A 569-nucleotide genomic window follows, 5' to 3' on the forward strand; every position below is an offset into this window, starting at 1 on the left:
GGCGGCGGCGGCGCCGAGGCGGACGCCGGCGGCGGACGCGCGCTGGTCGAGGCGCGCGAGCTCGTCGTGCTCGGGCTCGTTCCGCCCGCCACCTTCGCGGCGCTCGAGCCCCACGTCGTCGCCGCGCCCGCCGGGGCGCCGATCAACATCAACACCGCGAGCGCGGAAGTGCTCGCCGCGGTGCTCGAAGGCCTGAGCCTGGACGCCGCGCGCAACCTGGTCGCGGCGCGCGAGCGCGCCTGGTTCCGCAACCTCGGCGACCTCCAGGGCCGCCTGCCCGAGGGCGCCGGCCTGCCCGCCGGGCGCGCGCTCGACGTGCGCAGCCGCTACTTCCTCGTCACCGTCACCGCCGCCTATGGCGACGCGGTGCTGAACCTGCAGGCCATGCTCGACCGCGAGTCGAACTGGCCGGCCATCCTCTGGTACCACACGCCATGACCACCACCCTGATGCTGCTCGCCGGCGAGCGCTGGCCACAGGAGCCGACCGCCGACTGGGTGCTGCTCGACGCCGCGCGCCGGCCGCTCGACCGCGGGCGCAGCGATCCCCGCCACTGGCCCGCAGCCGAG

At 76.8% G+C, this 569-nt stretch carries 1 protein-coding gene; it reads left to right on the plus strand.

Annotated elements, in window-relative coordinates; genetic code table 11:
• On the plus strand, positions 1-438 hold a 438-nt coding region (locus C667_RS23770; RefSeq protein ID WP_004392175.1), incomplete at its 5' end, for a type II secretion system minor pseudopilin.
• Positions 439-569: the final 131 nt, after the last annotated feature.

Origin of the sequence: Thauera phenylacetica B4P (assembly GCF_000310225.1) — a bacterium.
Lineage (GTDB): Bacteria > Pseudomonadota > Gammaproteobacteria > Burkholderiales > Rhodocyclaceae > Thauera > Thauera phenylacetica.